Source organism: Brevundimonas sp. GW821-FHT10A07 (genome assembly GCF_059415785.1).
Genome location: NZ_JBWKNX010000005.1, coordinates 75,547 through 90,035, shown reverse-complemented (window position 1 = coordinate 90,035; position 14,489 = coordinate 75,547). Strand labels below are relative to the sequence as shown.

The following is a 14,489-nucleotide window of genomic DNA, read 5'->3' as shown; positions in this document are numbered from 1 at the left end:
CAAGGTTTGCCGGACACGGGGCCCGGCGTTCCGAGGGGGTGTTTTGATGGCTGCTCTTTCTGCGATTTCCAGCGACCCGTCGCGCCGGTTCCTGTTGTCCGGCGCCGCGGCTCTGGCCCTGATCGCCGTGGCCGGCTGCGGCCCCAAGAAGGAGGAGGCCCCCGAGGCGCCGCCCGCCCCCGCCGGTCCGCCCGAAGGATCGCTGGAATGGGCCGTCGCCGGGCCGTGGCGCGCCCAGGACCGGCCCCGCGACGCCTTCCGCCATCCGATGGAGACCCTGCGCTTCTTCGGGCTGCAACCGCGCATGACGGTGGTCGAATTCTGGCCCGGCAGCGGCTGGTATACCGAAATCCTGGCCCCTTATCTGACGCGGGGCCAGGGGACCTATATCGCCGCCCTGTTCCCGGAAGGTCCGACCGCCGATCCGGCCCAGGCCGCCCTGAACGCCGCCTTCCAGACCCGGTTCAGCGCCGACAAGAAACTGTATGGCGAGCCCCAGTTCACCACCTTCGGCGCCGCCTCCGGCCCGGTGGCTCCGGTGGGCACGGCCGACCTGTGCCTGTTCATGCGCACCCTGCACGGCTGGATGGCGGCCGGGATCGCCGAAAAGGCCTTCTCCGACGCCTTCGCCGCCCTGAAGCCCGGCGGCGTCCTGGGCGTCGAACAGCACCGTCTGGCCCCGGAAGAGGACCAGGATCCGGTGGCGGCCAACGGCTATGTCCAGGAGGCCTTCGTCCGACAGCTGGCTGCAGAGGCGGGCTTCGTCTTCGTCGCCGCATCCGAGGTCAACGCCAACGAGAAGGACACCAAGGATCATCCGTTCGGCGTCGACACCCTGCCGCCGACCCGCCTGACCGCCCCCCGCGGCGACCCCGCCGACCCCGCCTTCGACCGATCCAAATACGAGGAGATCGGCGAGAGCGACCGCATGACCTTGAAATTCAGGAAACCCGAGTGAACCGCGCCCAAGCCTTCGCCGCCAACGCCCCCCTGATGGGGGTTCCAGGCGCGTCCTCGCCGCCGGGCGGCAAGGGCGACTGGTACCGTGGGGCCGGCGGCATGCGGCTGCGCGCCGCCCTGTGGACGCCGTCGCACCTGACCGCCGAAAAGCCGCGCGGCACGGTGGTGCTCAGCCCCGGCCGCACCGAACCGATCGAGAAATATTTCGAGGTCATCGGCAATTTCCTGGCGCGCGGCTGGTGCGTCCTGGCTCACGACTGGCGCGGCCAGGGTCTGTCGGCGCGGCTCCTGCCCGACCGCCTGAAGGGCCACGCCCGCGCGGTCGAGGAGTTTCTGGACGACTACGGCCGGCTGCTGGACGCCTTCGAGGACCAGTGCCCCAAGCCCTGGATCATGGTCGGCCATTCGATGGGCGCCTGCCTGAACCTGTTGTCGCTGGAAGCCGGCGAGAGCCGCTTCTCGGGCGCGGTCCTGTCCAGCCCGATGCTGCGCATCAAGACCGGCAAACGGTCGATGTGGTCGGTCAAGCTGGCGGTCCGCTGGAACATCCGCCACGGCCACGCCGGCGACTATATCCTGGGCGACCCGGATGATCCGTTCGATCACACCTTCGCCGAGGACGCCCTGACTTCGGACGAGGCCCGCTACGAGATGTGGCGCCAGCAGCTGTACGCCTGCCCCCACCTGGCCATCGGCGGCCCCACCTACGGTTGGCTGGCCTTCGCCCTGGACGCCGGCGAGCGGGCGCTGAAGCCCAAGGCCCTGAAAGCGGTCAAGATACCGGTCGCCATCGTCCAGGCCGACAATGACGACGTGGTGTGGAAACAGACCAACCGCTGGGCCGCCAAACGCCTGGGCCGCGGCCGCTATGTCGAGGTCCCCGGAGCCCTGCACGAGGTGATCATGGAGGCCGACGACAAGCGCGCCGTCTTCCTGGACGAGTTCGACGCCATGGCCGACTACGTCTCGCCGATCCAGGATTTGTCCCCCGTTGATCCGTCGGCCAGGATCGAGGACGTGACGGAAGAGACGCCGTCGGTGGCCTAGAACTCGGTGCTCTGCGGTCGGGATTGAATTTGGCGTCTAGAAGGCCCGCGTGAAGCCGATCTCCATGGCTTTGCGGCTGTAGTCGTAAATCCCGACCGTGGAGTCGTTCTCTTCGAACGTCGCTCGAACAACCGGCGTCAGCTTGGCGACGGTCAGCGTTCGGAACGTCACGCCGGCCTTTGCTGTAACCAACCACTCTTCACGGCGCTCGGGAAATAGGAAAAGTCGAGCATCGCCGACTGTGCGCCTAAGACCGGTCGAGACAAAGATTGTCCCCCAGCGCATGTCCCGCCACCCACCGACCGTGATTCCTCCGGCCCATGTCGCATAGCCTGGATCCTCTGCGGTCTGGCGTGTCGCCGAGGCGCTGAGGGTCAGACCCGAGGCTGAGGTGATGGCGCGCTCATAGGCGACCGAGGCGTCATAGAGCCAGCCGTCCTGAAGCGCGTTCTGATCATATGTGGCGGCGCCGGCGCTGGCCGATGTCACGATCTGGGATTTTGCGTCAATCATCCGGACCCAGTCCACAGCCACCGTCCGCGTTTGGGCATAGGCTTCGCCGCCGAACCACCGCCGGGTCTCTCCGATGGACGGACTGAAGCGATCCTTGCGGCCACGCCATTCGATTCCGATCAAGGCGGACGCCGACACATCATTGAAGCGGTCATCGCCATAGAGGTTGGCCAGCCCGGCGACGCGCGGAAGCAACGACAGGCTCGGGCTCAAGGGCAGTTTGGCGAAGCCCTGTCCTGCTGTTCTTACTCCCAGGCCGGACTGGGCCCGTGCGTCATCTGACAGGGTGAGCGGGGCGATGATGGTGTCGAGTGTGCGAGCCTGTGTCGCACGATTGATATTGCTGTCCGGCGCGAGGCTCCATTCGACCGAGCCACCGAACCTCTGTGGGGACCGCAAGGCGGCGGCGAATTGCTGGACCATCGGCGCCGCGTCTGCCGGGATCCCGGCGGCCTGAGCCTGCCTCAACTCTCTGCGCGCTTCATTCTCAAGGCCCAGGGCCGCAAGCATCCGCGCCAGTTCAAGCCGCGCGGCCAGGGCGTCCGGCTTTTCGTTGAGCAGGGCTCGGAACGCCAAGGCGGCTTCTGCGTAGCGTCCCAGGTCCGCCAGCATCAGCCCCTTGCGGTATCGCGCCTCGGCGCGGATGTCGGCGTCGGCGTCCTGAGCAAGGGCGTCATAGGCGGCGACGGCGTCCACCACGGCGCCGGCCTGGCGTCGCGTCTCCGCGAATTCGAAGACCTGAGCGGCTGTAAGCCCTTCGACGACGTCCTGGGCGCGTAGCGGCGTTGCGACCAGCACTGTGCTGATCGCGAAAAGCATGCCTCTGCGCCAGGCGCGTGGAATACGGCGCGGAATCACCGCCGACGTGCGATCGTCGCCCCGCCGATCTGAGTACGCCCTGCCTGAACGCTCTCCGGTACGAAGATATTGAAATCCCCGCCGATCTCTTCGCCGGTTGGCCCGTAGAAGCGTGTGACGAGTTCTCCGGCCGCTGCGCCCGCCTGAGTTAGGCCGACGGTGGTCCCCGTAGTCGTGCTGCTTAGCCGGCCCGCAAAATCGTACCGTCCGAAGTCGACCGTGCCGCTGCTGCTGCGACCATTCAGCGTCAGATCGCCCGAATAGGTCTGCCCGCTGAAGTCGACGTTGAAAACCGACGTTCCGCGCACATCATACTCCACGCCGCTGGCCGCGTTCGCCCCTGCGCCATAGACGACGCCCTCGTACCGCGCTGTGCCGGTTCGCGTGGTCAACAGACCCAGCGGCGTTTCAAGTCCATACACGAAGTGATGGTGCTGGCTGGTGGTCGCTATACCGGAGCGAACTGTGCTGCTCCAACGTCCCAGTGTCGAGTATGTCAGCGCCAGCTGGCCGTTGGAGGAGCCGACCTTGAACAGTTCCAAGCGTACCCCGGTGTCCCCAAAGGTTTTTTTCGTAGACGGTAAAATTGGGGTCATCGGAGGCGACAATCGAGTTCACGGTGAAGTCGCCGCCAGCCATGTTGGATAGACCGGGACCAAAGGAGAAGTTGCCGCTCGTGCGGTCCTGAAGCTGCCCGATCATGCGGTAGGTCCAGAGTTGGTTCTCTGCGCGACCATCCACCTTATCAAGGAACAAGCCGGTCCCCTGCACATAGAACAATTGCGGCGTCACCATATTGGTCAGGGTCAGGTTGACGGCCGGGCCTGTGCCACGCTGTCCGGTGAGGCTGCCCGTGAACGACGCCCCTTCGCTGTTCGTCGCGCTGAAACTGGCGCCGATTTCCTCGGCGCCCGGTCCGTAGAACAGTCCCGATAGAGACCCGGTCAGCTTGGCGTTACGGCTGCCTGCCGTCACATTGCCCGAAAATTTTGGCTCGGTGCTGGACAGAGTGCCGGCGCCGATCAGCTCTATGCCGCCGCCGCTCACGCCAGAGCCCGTTATAAGCCCCGTCTCGGTCAGATAGGTCTGGGTCGAGAAGACGCCCGCCATGAAGTCCACGTCGAAATTGCCGCGGCCCTGAAGGACGCTGGGCTCAAATCCAGGCACAGACGACATGCCGAAGACGTCGATGGCGAAGTTCGCCCGTCCCGCCCGCGGCATGGCGGCGGCTGGCGTATTCAGGCCGTAGACGAAGGTTGCGAACTGATCGTTCTGCCGGTCGCCGACCGTGTTGGAACGTTGCCAGATCCCCATACCCACATATCGATTGCTGGTCTGGCTCGAGTACGGCGTCGTCAACAGCGTAAGCCGGTCCTTGCCGGCGGCGCCTTCCTTCTGAAAGCGGGTTTCGCCAGTTGCGGTAGCGGTCACGTCGCCCGGCGCAAAAGTCTGGGTTCGGCCGGCGACTGAGACCGTGTAGCTCTTGGCGGAGGCGTCATATGAGACCGACAGGGTGTCGGCTGCGCCGCTGCTGTTTACCGTGGTGCCCGAGGTCAGATTGAACTCGTTATTGGCTGTTGCGGCCGGTCCGGTGAAGGTCTGATTGACCGTCAAGGCGGCGATGTTGCTGTTTGTGGGGGCGACAGGGGGAGTGACCACTCCTCCGCCGCTGCCGCCGCCTCCGCCACAGGCTGTCAAAGTCGTCGCCGCCAAGGCGATCAACCCGGTTCGAATAAGACGCATACCATCCCCCATACGCTGCCCGGCATGTAGCGGGGGGCGTCCCGCCGGGTCAATCCACAACTGCGGGTAGACGGCAAGTCTTCATAATGGGCGGGGTCACGCGCCTTCGCCAGATTGGCTTCCGCTGCTACCCCGCCGCCCGCTTCAGCGTCACCAGCGCCTGATCGATCAGCCGCTCATCCCCGACCGCCAATATCTGCCCGCTGCCGTCCGGCGCATCGCCGCGCCAGTTGACGACCCGGCCGCCGGCGGCCTCGATCACGGGGACCAGGGCGGACCAGTCCCAGGATTTCAGGCTGGCTTCGGCCACCAGGTCCATCTGGCCCGCCGCCACCATGGCGTAGGCATAGGCGTCGCAGCCCAGGCGGGCCAGGCGGGCGGCGGCGCGCACCTGGGTCCAGGCGCCCCGTTCGGCGCCGTTGAAGATGTCGGGGTCGGTGGTCGAGATGACGGCGTCGGTCAGGTGTTCGCAGGCCCGCACGGCCAGGGGCCGCTCGGTCGCGCCGCGCAACAGGCGGGCGCCGGACGGGCCGCCGATGAAGATCTCGTCCAGATAGGGCTGGGCGATCAGGCCCACAGTCGGCTTTTCGGCGACGCGCAGGGCGATCAGGGTGGTCCACAGCGGCAGGCCCGAGATGAAGGCCCGCGTCCCGTCGATGGGATCCAGAACCCAGACGTGCTCGGCGTCCGGCCGGTCCTCGCCGTATTCCTCGCCGATCACGCCGTGGTCGGGATAGCGGGCGGCGATCAGGCGGCGGATCGCGGCCTCGGCCTGTTTGTCCCCCTCGGTGACGGGGTCGAAGCCCGCCGCCCCGCCCTTGTCCTCATGCCCGATGCCCGAGCGGAAGAAGGGCAGGGTGACGCGCGCGGCTTCGTGCGCCAGTTCAACGGCGAAGGATTCGAATTCGATCATGGGCGCTCTTAGCGCGGATCGCCCCGTGCAGAGAACCCCGGCCGCAACGCCTGCGCCCTATTCGTTCAGGCGACCGCGTCGTTGACGTCGTGCAGGGACTTGGCCAGATCCAGCAGGCGTCGGCGCGGGCGTTCGCCCAGCTGGTAGTAGGCCTGGATCAGGTCCAGCGTCTCCTTGCGCGAGAACATCTCGCCCCCTCCGGCGGACGTTCCCGGCGCCGCGTCCTTGCGCTCCAGCGCCTCGGTCACGCCGTCGTAGAAATAGCTGACCGGCGTCTCCAGCGCCTCGGCCAGTTGCCACAGACGGGCGGCCGAGATCCGGTTGGCGCCGCATTCGTATTTCTGGATCTGCTGGAAGCGGATGCCGACCTGAACGGCCAACTGCTGCTGGGTCAGGCCCAGCAGGCGGCGGCGGCGACGCAGGCGGCGGCCCAGGTGGAGATCGATGTCGGTGGCCATGACCCTCAATGCCTTATCTGAAGACCTGTCCCGACACGGGACGGTTCGCCCGCCACGCCGCAATCCGCGTGCCGCAGGTCGCGTCAGGGGCGAGTTTCGCGGCTCATCGAACTCTGCATGTCGTGATCGCAACCCAATCCGGCCGCGTGCATTTACTCCCCAGCTTGGCTTCACAGGAAGGAACCTACACCATGGGCATTATCGCCTGGATCATCATCGGCATCGTCGCGGGCTGGCTCGCGGAACAGATCATGGGCCGCAACCACGGCCTGATCACCAATCTGATCGTCGGCGTCATCGGCGCCCTGATCGGCGGCTTCGTCGCCAATGCGCTGGGCTTCGCCTGGGGCGGCTGGATCGGTTCGACCATCGTCGCTACCATCGGCGCCATCATCCTTCTGTTCCTTCTGGGTCTGGTCAAGCGTCGCGCTTGATCGTCCCTCTGGACTGAGAATGAACGAAAGGGCGGCTCGCGAGAGCCGCCCTTTTTGTATGTTTCGACCGGCTTATTGCGCCGCAGGGGCGGGCCGGAAGTCGCCCTGCGCGGCGATCAGGACGCCGCCCTGCACCGTGGCGGCGTCGGCGGGCAGCAGGCGGGTCGATCCGTCGGGCAGACGGATCAGATAGCCGTCGACACGGCCGCCCGACCCCCGACTGACGCCCACGACCTGGCCCAGCGCCTCTCCGCTCGATCCCCGCGCCGTTGCGCCGACGGCGACCTCGGCGGGGGCGTCTTCCGAGCGGGCAGGGGCTTCGGCAGGCGTATCGACTTGGCGCGAGGGCGGCGCTTTGTCCTGACCATCGGCCTGAATCGACGCGGTTTGAGCCGACGCGGTTTGGGCCAGGACGGCTGTGGCCGCCAGGGCCGCGAGGGTTGCGAAACGCATCATGGAACGGTCCTTCCTGTCAGGTGACAATGGAAAAGGCGGCCGGGATGTCCCGGCCGCCTTCTCGACGTCTGTGGCTCAGGCTCGAGCCCAGGCCGTCATGGATCAGCGCTGGGGCTGGTCGCCGGTCGGCGGGGCCATCGGGTCGCTGCTGCCCGACGGATCGGCAGGCTCGGTCGTGGTGGGTTCCGTGGGGATCGGCCCAGTCGGGGCCGGTTCGCCCGTCATCGGCGCGGCAGGCTCGGCGGGCATGGCCGAAGGATCGGCGGCGGGGGCGGGGGCGGGCGCCGTTGCGGCGGACGGAGGCGGCGGCGCGCTAGCGATCGGGGCGGCGGCGTCGTACTCGGTCTTGGTATAGGCCACCACCACATTGGCGCCGTCCTGGCGGATGCCGTTCAGCGGCACGGCGCGAAGCTGGCCGTCGGCGCCGCGAACTGTCAGTTCCTGGGCGCCCGAGGCGTTGTTCTGAACGCCTTCAAGCTTGCCCAGTTCGCCATCGGGACCGTGCACCGAAGTGCCGGGCGTCAACGACAGGCTGGGCTGAGCGGGGGCGTCTTGGGTTGCGGGGGCCGCGGGAGCGATTTCCTGCGCCAGGGCGGGCGAGGCGATCAGGAAGGCGGCGGCGGCGCTGCTCAGAATGGCGGTCTTGAAATTCATGGGAGAACATCCGGTTGCACGGGCCCGGCGCCCGCAATCACCAAACCCACCATGTTACGGATTGTTTCGTCGGCCCCAAAATGACCCTGAACCTGCCCCGGTTGGACGATTCCTGGTCTAAGGTGCGGCATTGCGTCGAATCGGCAGGAGGCCGCGTGAATCGCCGGAACGCCTATGTCCCCGGCCTGCTGCGCAGGCTGTTGGGTCTCGCCTATGAGCTGACCCCTCAGGTTTTCGCCGTGGTGGCCTTCTGCGCCGGGGCGCTGATGCTCATTTCGGCGGTGACGCCCGAGTTCGACGACCGGTTGCGGCAACTCACCGGCGTCGTGTCGCCGATCCTGATCGACCTGTCCCATTTCGTGGCCAGCATCGCCGGATTCATGCTGATCCTGCTGTCGGCCGGTCTGTGGCGACGGCGCCGCGGCGCCTATTGGGCGGCCCTGGCGGTGCTGGCCGTCGGGGCCGTCTTTTCGGTTCTGAAGGGGCTGGACTGGGAAGAGTCCGTCGATCTGGCGCTCGTCGCCGCCCTGCTGGCGCCGTGTCGCACGGCCTTCAACCGCCGCTCGCGTCTCAGCGAGCCCCTGCGGCCCGGCTGGCTGCTGCTGCTGATCGCGGTGGTGGGGTCGATGCTGTGGCTGGGCTTCTTCGCCTATCGCGACGTGGCCTATTCGGACGAGCTGTGGTGGCGGTTCCTGGTGGATCGCCAGGCCTCGGGCTTCCTGCGGGCGGGGCTGGTCCTGTCCCTGCTGACCCTGCTGGTCGCAGGACGCTCCCTGCTCAGTTCGCCGGGCGCCGACAGTCACGGTCCGGCCTCGAAGGACCAGATCGAACGCGCCCGCATCGCGCTGGAGGCGGCGGAAGAGGCCACGCCCGAGGCTTGGCTGGCCATGCTGGGCGACAAGGCCCTGTTGTTCAGCCCCTCGGGCCGCAGCTTCCTGGCCTATCGGGTGCGGGGCCGGCGCTGGATCGCCATGGGCGAACCGGCAGGGGCGCTGGCGGAACGCCAGGAGCTGCTGTGGGCCTTCACCGAACTGGCCGACAGCTACGGCGGTGCGGCGGTCTTCTACTCGGTCGGGGACGATATCCTCAGCGAACTGGCGACCATGGGCCTGGCCATGCGCAAGGTCGGCGAGACGGCGGTGATCCGCACCGAGGCCTTCGCCCTGGAGGGCAAGAGCAAGCAGAACCTGCGCACGGCCGTGAACCGGGCCGAACGCGAGGGGGCCAGTTTCGACATCCTGCCCGCCGGCGCCGCCAGGGCGCTGGAGCCCGAGCTGAAGGCGATTTCGGACGCCTGGATGAGCCTGCACAACGGGGCGGAGAAGTCCTTCTCCCTGGGCCGGTTCGACATCGACTATCTGAACCTGACGCCGTTGGCGGTGGTGCGCGAGGAAGATCGGATCGTGGCCTTCGCCAATCTGCTGGTCACGCCGGGCGAGGCGGCGGTGGACCTGATGCGCTATACGCCCGAAGCGCCGCATGGGGTGATGGACTATCTGTTCATCCGCTGCGTCCAGTGGGCCAAGGCCGAGGGGATCGCCACCTTCGACCTGGGCATGGCGCCCCTAGCCGGGCTGGAGGATCGTCGCGTCGCCCCCGTCTTCGCCCGCGTCGGCGCCCTGGTGTTCGAGGAGGGCGGCGCCCTCTACGGCTTCCAGGGTCTGCGCAGCTACAAGGCCAAGTTCGCGCCGGACTGGAAGGCCCGGTTCATCGCTGCGCCCGTATCCACCCCCCTGCCCCTGGCCCTGCTGGACGTGGCCCTGCTGACCAGCGGCGGCTGGCTGGGCATGTTGGGCCTGCGCAAGGGCCGCTAATATCGACGGGCGGCGCCGAAGCGGTCATGGTGCGCCCATGTCGTTCAAGCCCCTCTTTTCCCGCGCCCTGGCCCTTGCGCCGGAGCGCCTGCATTTCGCCGCCCACAGCCATCACCTGTGGCCCGACGTCAGTTTCGAGGCCCAGCAACAGGCCTGGCTTGACGCCAATCGGCACGCCGACCGCAAATGGGACCTGATCTTCGACGAGATCGTCCCCCAGGCCCAGGCCGAGGTGGCGCGCGAACTGAGCCTGGCCTCGCCGGACAGCGTGGTGTTTTCGCCCAACACCCATGACCTGCTGCTGCGGGTCTTTTCGGCCTTCGAGACCCAGCCGGTGCGGATACTGTCCACGGACGGCGAGTTCCACTCGTTCCGGCGCCAGGCCGAGCGCTGGGAGGAGGCGGGCCAGGCCGTGGTCACCCGCGTGCCCCTGGCGCCCTTCGACACCTTCGCCGAGCGGTTCGTCGCGGCGGCCGCAGCGGGCGGTCACGACTGGATCCTGGTCAGCCAGATCTTCTTCCGCACCGGCGGCCTGTTCGACGGGATCGAGGCCCTGGCCGCCTGGCCCGGCCCGAGGGCCCGTGGGTCCTGATCGACGGCTATCACGGCTTCATGGCGACCCCGACGGATCTGTCGGCCGTGGCGGACCGGGTCTTCTATGTCGGCGGCGGCTACAAATACGCAATGGCGGGCGAGGGGGCCTGTTTCCTGCACGCCCCCGACGGCTTTGCGCCCCGGCCGGTGGTCACCGGCTGGTTCGCCGAGTTCGGGGATCTGTCCGGCCCGCCGGGCGGGGTCCAGTATCGCTCGGACGGCGGCCGGTTCTGGGGCGCGACCTTCGACAGTTCGGCCCTGTACCGGTTCAACGCCGTGCGCCGGATGTTGAGAGAAGCCGGGCTGACCACGGCGGACGTGGCGGACCACAGTCGGGCGCTGGCGATGCAATTCCAGGCGGCGCTTCAGGCCGGAGAGGCCGGAGCGGTCGGCGCAGCCGAGATGCTGAACCCGGTCCAGGGCGACGACGCCCGCGCCCGTTTCCTGGCCCTGCGCCACGACAACGCTCCGGCCTGGCGGGCGGACCTGCTGGCGGCCGGCGTGGTGACCGACGTGCGCGACGACGTGATCCGGTTCGGCTTCGGCCTGTATCAGGACGCCGCTGACGTGGATCGGCTGATCTCGGCCTGCCGCGCCCTGTAGGGTTTCAGCCTCCCCTAGAAGAAGGTGGTGTCGTCCTGCTTCTTGGCCTGGGGCGCGGCGCGGGGCGTCGTCGCCGGCGGGGTTTGGCGCGGCGTCCCGGCGTTCGGCGCCCGTCCGCTGGGCGACTGTCCGCTGGGCGATTGGCCGTTGGGCGTCTGCCCGTTCGCAGGCGGGATCGCCGGCAGGGCCGGATAGGGCATGGCCGGGGTCTGGCCCGCTTCGGCCGGGCTTCCGTCGCCCGGATAGGCTTCCGCCGCCGGGAGCTCGTCGACCGGCGTCGCCTGACCCACGCGGTCGGGCGCGTTCAGATCGTCACGGATGAAGGCCCAGGACCGACTGTCGGCGCAACCGCAGGCCTTCAGGAAGCCGTCGCGGTCACGCCACAGGATCAACGGATAGGTGATGTGCACCCCGGCGTCGCTGAGCAGGGCGGTCAGGCGTTCGTCGAACTGGCGGCTGGCGTCCACCACGGCCGAGCGGGCCAGATTGCCGTCCGCCTGGGGGATGCCGGCGGCGGTCCAGTTCCGCGCGGGCGTCGCCGTCCAGCGTTGGTACAGGGACCAGTCGCGGGTCAGCCACAGTTCCGCGATCGTGGCCCGTTCGGCGGCGGTGGACTGGGCCAGGCCCTCGCGGTCGGCGCGAGCGAACAGGATGACGCGCGGCTCGACCCCTGCGGCCTGAAGCTTGGCGACCTCCTCCTGCTCATAGCGCTGGGCCGACGCGCTATCGCGATAGCCGACGATATAGAGGGGTTCGCCCCCGCCGCCGCCCGACACCCAGGAGGCCTCGTCGAGAAGTTGCTGGATCTGGGCCTGGTTGCGGCTGATCGTGACCGGCTGGAACCGCGAATAGAAGTTCCAGTAGGCCCAGTAGCCGAGCCCCGCCAGGATCAGGCCGATCAGAGCGGCCAGGGCGGACCAAATGAGGAATCGACGCATGGGGGAGGAGTGCTCCAGCTTCACCGTTGGCACGGGTTAACGCATAGCACCGAAATCCGTTGTCCGCTCATTCGCCGTGCCGTTTTCCCCGGCGAAATCCGCAGGTGACGTTCGCACGCCACACCCGCCCATCCCGGCCCGCGCCGGGATGGGCGGGGGATTTCAAGGCTGCCAGCCCGAGGTCTGGTCGATGTCGCTTTCGCCCGCCAGGGCCCCGCGGGTCTTCTTCACCTCGGCCCAGGCGGCGCGCAGCAGGGCCGCCACGCCTTCGCCCGACACGCCCGAGACCAGCATGGGCCGACGACCGGCGACGGCCTCCAGCTCGGCCGCCTTCTCCTCGCGCGCCTCGGGCGTCAGGGCGTCGATCTTGTTCAGGGCCAGGATCTCGGCCTTTTCGGCCAGACCTTCGCCATAGGCTTCCAGCTCGCCCCGGATGATCCGGTAAGCCCCGGCCACATCGTCCTGGGTGCCGTCGATCAGGTGGATCAGGCTGGCCGAGCGCTCGACATGGCCCAGGAAGCGCGTGCCCAGGCCCGCGCCTTCGCTGGCGCCCTCGATCAGACCGGGAATGTCGGCGATGACGAACCGCTCGGACGGCGACAGGTCCACCATCCCCAGGTTCGGCGCCAGGGTGGTGAAGGGATAGTCGGCGATCTTGGGCTTGGCGGCGCTGGCCGCTGACAGGAAGGTGGACTTGCCCGCATTGGGCAGACCCGCCAGGCCGATGTCGGCGATCAGCTTCAGCCGCAGCCAGATCCAGCGTTCCTGCCCGTCCTGGCCGGGGTTGGCGTAGGTCGGCGCCTGGTTGGTCGGGCCCTTGAAGCGGACATTGCCCCAGCCGCCGTTGCCGCCCTTCAGCAGCAGTTCGATCTTGCCGGGCGTGTCCATGTCCAGGAGCACGGTCTCCTTGTCCTCGTCCAGCACCTGGGTGCCGACGGGCACCTTCAGATGCACGTCGTCGCCCTTGCCGCCGTGCATCTGGCGACCCTGGCCGTGGTGGCCGGTCTGGGCCTTGAAATGCTGCTGGTAGCGATAGTCGATCAGGGTGTTCAGCCCGTCGACCGCCTCGATCCAGACGTCGCCGCCCTTGCCGCCGTCGCCGCCGTCGGGGCCGCCGTTGGGAATGAATTTCTCGCGTCGAAACGACACGGAGCCCGCGCCGCCGTTGCCGGAGCGGATATAGATCTTGGCCTGGTCGAGGAACTTCATCGCGGGCTTATGCCGCAAGACGACGGCGAATTACAGGCGTGACCTTCGGTTCAGCGTGTCTCGAATGTCAGGGTGATTTCGCGCATCCCTGCCTGACCGGAGTGAGCCCGGCCAGTCCTGACCCCGCGCAGGGCTTCGCGGCCGAAACCCTGGCCGACCGGCGTCTCGGACACGATCAGGCAATTCGTGGGGATGCCGTTGGCCGTGAAGTCGCACCGGAGAACCACGACGCCGGATTTCACGCCCGTCTCAAGCGCCTTGGCGGGCATTTCAATGCGGGGCGGAGTTTCCCAAACCACGGGCGGCGCTGAAGCCGTGGCCTGGGCGGTCGTCAGGGCGGCCAGAAGAGCAAACAGGGTCATGTTTCAGAGCTAGATGACCACGCCTGTCGTCGCAACCCCCGATTTTACTGTCTGCTTCCTAGCCGAGCTGTGACGTTCATGGAGCGTTAAGCGTTGCAGACGAGATTCTCGGTCATGAACGTGTCCAGCGCGACATCCATGACCAGCGTCCTGGCCGAGGGCCGGGTCCAGCGCGAAAAACAGGCGCAGGAGCGCGCCGAGGCCAGGCTGCGCGATGCGCGCTCCGCCGTCGAAACGTTGAAGCAGCGCAACACCGCCGCCGCTAAGGACGCCCAGGAACAGCGCAAGGCGGCCGCCAAGCAGAAGATCGAACAGATCAAGGCCCGCATCCGCATGTTGCAGATGAGCGGCTCGGCCGATCCCAAACTGCTGGCCCAGTTGGCGAAGGAACTGAAGTCCGCAGTCAAAATGTACGGCGGATCGGGCGGCGCGTCGGTGGAGATCGGCGGCGCCGACGCCGGTTCTTCGGCGGCCTCCAATGCGGCGCCGGCGGCGGACCCCAGCGTCGGTGCGACCGAGACCGCGTCCACGGAGACGCCCATCGCGGCGGAGCCTCCCGCCCCGCCCGCGAATGAGGATGCTGCGGCGCCCAAGGGCGAGGGCGAGGGCGAGGGCGAGGGCGAGAAAAATCCCGAAACCACCAAGTCTGAAGACAATCCGTATCGGCGCATGGCGGCGGAAGCCCAGGCGCGCGTCGCTGAGCAGTCACGACGCGGGGCGGCGCAGCAGGAGGATCGCGACTTCCTGTCCGACGCCCGCAATCTGGCGAGCCAGATCAAGAGCATGGCGAAGCGGGCGCAGCACCAGGCCGAGACCGACCCCGCCCTGCGCCAGCACGCCGACCAAGCGGCGCAGGCTGCAACCGAGGCCGTGCGGGCGATCGAGAGCGCCGGCCGCGATCTGGGCGCGGCCGGGGTCTCCCTGACGGTCTAG

15 protein-coding genes and 1 pseudogene are annotated in these 14,489 nt (G+C 67.9%); 6 read left to right on the top strand and 10 right to left on the bottom strand.

All coding sequences use genetic code 11. The features are described 5' to 3' along the window. The first annotated feature begins 46 nt into the window (after positions 1-46). Positions 47-958, top strand: a complete 912-nt coding sequence (locus AC07NC_RS05520) for a class I SAM-dependent methyltransferase (RefSeq protein WP_494568838.1) — start codon at positions 47-49, stop codon at positions 956-958. Continuing rightward, positions 955-2,007, top strand: a complete 1,053-nt coding sequence (locus AC07NC_RS05515) for an alpha/beta fold hydrolase (RefSeq protein WP_494568837.1) — start codon at positions 955-957, stop codon at positions 2,005-2,007. Before AC07NC_RS05520 ends, AC07NC_RS05515 begins: the two co-directional genes overlap by 4 nt. A gap of 36 nt (positions 2,008-2,043) precedes the next feature. Here the strand turns inward: AC07NC_RS05515 and AC07NC_RS05510 are convergent, their stop codons facing one another. The 5 genes from AC07NC_RS05510 to AC07NC_RS05490 all read right to left on the bottom strand — a co-directional run bounded on the left by AC07NC_RS05510 (position 2,044) and on the right by AC07NC_RS05490 (position 6,492). Then, positions 2,044-3,339: a surface lipoprotein assembly modifier gene (locus AC07NC_RS05510; RefSeq protein ID WP_494568836.1), complete on the bottom strand. Its 1,296-nt coding sequence runs from the start codon at positions 3,337-3,339 to the stop codon at positions 2,044-2,046. A gap of 35 nt (positions 3,340-3,374) precedes the next feature. After that, positions 3,375-3,770, bottom strand: a complete 396-nt coding sequence (locus AC07NC_RS05505) for a transferrin-binding protein-like solute binding protein (protein WP_494568835.1) — start codon at positions 3,768-3,770, stop codon at positions 3,375-3,377. A gap of 16 nt (positions 3,771-3,786) precedes the next feature. Next, positions 3,787-5,121 (bottom strand): HupA family protein, encoded by a 1,335-nt coding sequence (locus tag AC07NC_RS05500; protein ID WP_494568834.1) that lies wholly within the window; start codon positions 5,119-5,121, stop codon positions 3,787-3,789. A 127-nt stretch (positions 5,122-5,248) separates the two neighbouring features. Beyond that, complete coding sequence (gene hisN / locus AC07NC_RS05495) at positions 5,249-6,034, bottom strand: histidinol-phosphatase (RefSeq protein ID WP_492072440.1); 786 nt, start codon at positions 6,032-6,034, stop codon at positions 5,249-5,251. A 65-nt stretch (positions 6,035-6,099) separates the two neighbouring features. Then, positions 6,100-6,492, bottom strand: coding sequence for a helix-turn-helix transcriptional regulator (locus tag AC07NC_RS05490; RefSeq protein ID WP_035309925.1), 393 nt, complete (start codon positions 6,490-6,492; stop codon positions 6,100-6,102). A gap of 191 nt (positions 6,493-6,683) precedes the next feature. On the opposite strand from AC07NC_RS05490, the gene AC07NC_RS05485 reads away from it, so the two are divergent. Continuing rightward, the gene (locus tag AC07NC_RS05485; RefSeq protein WP_008258823.1) at positions 6,684-6,926 is read left to right on the top strand and encodes a GlsB/YeaQ/YmgE family stress response membrane protein; all 243 of its coding nucleotides are present in this window, start codon (positions 6,684-6,686) and stop codon (positions 6,924-6,926) included. A gap of 72 nt (positions 6,927-6,998) precedes the next feature. Here AC07NC_RS05485 and AC07NC_RS05480 read toward each other — a convergent pair whose 3' ends face one another. Next, positions 6,999-7,382: a hypothetical protein gene (locus AC07NC_RS05480; protein ID WP_494568833.1), complete on the bottom strand. Its 384-nt coding sequence runs from the start codon at positions 7,380-7,382 to the stop codon at positions 6,999-7,001. Positions 7,383-7,484: 102 nt separating this feature from the next. Continuing rightward, positions 7,485-8,036, bottom strand: a complete 552-nt coding sequence (locus AC07NC_RS05475; RefSeq protein ID WP_494568832.1) for a hypothetical protein — start codon at positions 8,034-8,036, stop codon at positions 7,485-7,487. Between the two features lie 155 nt (positions 8,037-8,191). Here AC07NC_RS05475 and AC07NC_RS05470 point away from each other — a divergent pair, with 155 nt between their 5' ends. Both AC07NC_RS05470 and AC07NC_RS05465 read left to right on the top strand, forming a co-directional pair. Beyond that, the gene (locus tag AC07NC_RS05470) at positions 8,192-9,850 is read left to right on the top strand and encodes a GNAT family N-acetyltransferase (protein ID WP_494568831.1); all 1,659 of its coding nucleotides are present in this window, start codon (positions 8,192-8,194) and stop codon (positions 9,848-9,850) included. Between the two features lie 37 nt (positions 9,851-9,887). Next, positions 9,888-11,047: pseudogene (locus tag AC07NC_RS05465) on the top strand (kynureninase/PvdN C-terminal domain-containing protein). A gap of 14 nt (positions 11,048-11,061) precedes the next feature. Here AC07NC_RS05465 and AC07NC_RS05460 read toward each other — a convergent pair. The 3 genes from AC07NC_RS05460 to AC07NC_RS05450 all read right to left on the bottom strand — a co-directional run bounded on the left by AC07NC_RS05460 (position 11,062) and on the right by AC07NC_RS05450 (position 13,556). Further along, the gene (locus AC07NC_RS05460; RefSeq protein ID WP_494568830.1) at positions 11,062-11,985 is read right to left on the bottom strand and encodes a hypothetical protein; all 924 of its coding nucleotides are present in this window, start codon (positions 11,983-11,985) and stop codon (positions 11,062-11,064) included. 162 nt (positions 11,986-12,147) lie between these two features. After that, positions 12,148-13,194 carry a GTPase ObgE gene (obgE, locus tag AC07NC_RS05455; protein WP_494568829.1) on the bottom strand — a complete coding sequence of 349 codons (1,047 nt, stop codon included), beginning with the start codon at positions 13,192-13,194 and terminating at the stop codon, positions 12,148-12,150. A gap of 50 nt (positions 13,195-13,244) precedes the next feature. Then, the gene (locus AC07NC_RS05450; RefSeq protein ID WP_494568828.1) at positions 13,245-13,556 is read right to left on the bottom strand and encodes an energy transducer TonB; all 312 of its coding nucleotides are present in this window, start codon (positions 13,554-13,556) and stop codon (positions 13,245-13,247) included. A gap of 93 nt (positions 13,557-13,649) precedes the next feature. On the opposite strand from AC07NC_RS05450, the gene AC07NC_RS05445 reads away from it, so the two are divergent. Then, on the top strand, positions 13,650-14,489 hold the full coding sequence (locus AC07NC_RS05445) for a hypothetical protein (RefSeq protein ID WP_494568827.1): 840 nt from the start codon (positions 13,650-13,652) through the stop codon (positions 14,487-14,489).

What these genes read in the sequence shown, in the direction of transcription:
- AC07NC_RS05490 (WP_035309925.1), bottom strand. Translation starts at nt 6,492, where the DNA reads ATGGCCACCGACATCGATCTCCACCTGGGCCGCCGCCTGCGTCGCCGC.
- AC07NC_RS05475 (WP_494568832.1), bottom strand. Translation starts at nt 8,036, where the DNA reads ATGAATTTCAAGACCGCCATTCTGAGCAGCGCCGCCGCCGCCTTCCTG.
- AC07NC_RS05500 (WP_494568834.1), bottom strand. Translation starts at nt 5,121, where the DNA reads ATGCGTCTTATTCGAACCGGGTTGATCGCCTTGGCGGCGACGACTTTG.
- obgE (WP_494568829.1), bottom strand. Translation starts at nt 13,194, where the DNA reads ATGAAGTTCCTCGACCAGGCCAAGATCTATATCCGCTCCGGCAACGGC.
- AC07NC_RS05480 (WP_494568833.1), bottom strand. Translation starts at nt 7,382, where the DNA reads ATGATGCGTTTCGCAACCCTCGCGGCCCTGGCGGCCACAGCCGTCCTG.
- AC07NC_RS05460 (WP_494568830.1), bottom strand. Translation starts at nt 11,985, where the DNA reads ATGCGTCGATTCCTCATTTGGTCCGCCCTGGCCGCTCTGATCGGCCTG.
- AC07NC_RS05485 (WP_008258823.1), top strand. Translation starts at nt 6,684, where the DNA reads ATGGGCATTATCGCCTGGATCATCATCGGCATCGTCGCGGGCTGGCTC.
- AC07NC_RS05520 (WP_494568838.1), top strand. Translation starts at nt 47, where the DNA reads ATGGCTGCTCTTTCTGCGATTTCCAGCGACCCGTCGCGCCGGTTCCTG.
- AC07NC_RS05510 (WP_494568836.1), bottom strand. Translation starts at nt 3,339, where the DNA reads ATGCTTTTCGCGATCAGCACAGTGCTGGTCGCAACGCCGCTACGCGCC.
- hisN (WP_492072440.1), bottom strand. Translation starts at nt 6,034, where the DNA reads ATGATCGAATTCGAATCCTTCGCCGTTGAACTGGCGCACGAAGCCGCG.
- AC07NC_RS05450 (WP_494568828.1), bottom strand. Translation starts at nt 13,556, where the DNA reads ATGACCCTGTTTGCTCTTCTGGCCGCCCTGACGACCGCCCAGGCCACG.